Source organism: Paenibacillus sp. SC116 (genome assembly GCF_024733555.1).
Classification (GTDB): domain Bacteria; phylum Bacillota; class Bacilli; order Paenibacillales; family Paenibacillaceae; genus Paenibacillus_B.
This window is the reverse complement of the sequence record NZ_JANIOF010000020.1, coordinates 1-964: the sequence shown is the minus strand read 5'-3', so window position 1 is coordinate 964 and position 964 is coordinate 1. Positions and strand designations below refer to the sequence as shown.

Sequence of the window (964 nt, the reverse complement as noted above, 5' to 3'; positions counted from 1 at the left end):
ATGGGTGATGGCGTGCCTTTTGTAGAATGAACCGGCGAGTTACGTTTGCGTGCAAGGTTAAGGTGAAGAGCCGTAGCCGTAGCGAAAGCGAGTCTGAATAGGGCGACATAGTACGTAGGCGTAGACCCGAAACCGTGTGATCTACCCCTGTCCAGGGTGAAGGTGCGGTAACACGCACTGGAGGCCCGAACCCACGCATGTTGAAAAATGCGGGGATGAGGTGGGGGTAGCGGAGAAATTCCAATCGAACTCGGAGATAGCTGGTTCTCCCCGAAATAGCTTTAGGGCTAGCCTCGGAATAAAGAGTCATGGAGGTAGAGCACTGATTGGATGCGGGGCCCGCCAAGGGTTACCAAGTTCAGTCAAACTCCGAATGCCATCGACTTATGTCCGGGAGTCAGACAGTGAGTGCTAAGATCCATTGTCAAGAGGGAAACAGCCCAGACCATCAGCTAAGGCCCCTAAATATATGTTAAGTGGGAAAGGATGTGGAGTTGCACAGACAACCAGGATGTTGGCTTAGAAGCAGCCACCATTTAAAGAGTGCGTAATAGCTCACTGGTCGAGTGACTCTGCGCCGAAAATGTAACGGGGCTAAACATATTGCCGAAGCTATGGATTGAAACTATGTTTCAGTGGTAGGGGAGCGTTGTGTACCGGGTTGAAGGTAGATCGTAAGGACTGCTGGACTGTACACAAGTGAGAATGCCGGTATGAGTAACGAAAAGACATGTGAGAATCATGTCCGCCGAAAGCCTAAGGGTTCCTGGGGAAGGTTCGTCCGCCCAGGGTAAGTCGGGACCTAAGGCGAGGCCGAAAGGCGTAGTCGAAGGACAACTGGTTGAAATTCCAGTACCACCGTAAACCGTTATGAGCAATGGGGTGACACAGAAGGATAGGGACGCGAGCTGATGGAATAGCTCGTCCAAGCAGTGAGGCTGATGTGTAGGCAAATCCGCACATC

At 51.8% G+C, this 964-nt stretch carries 1 rRNA gene; it reads left to right on the top strand.

The features are described 5' to 3' along the window. A 23S ribosomal RNA gene (locus tag NQ117_RS23980) occupies positions 1-964 on the top strand; the annotation flags it as partial.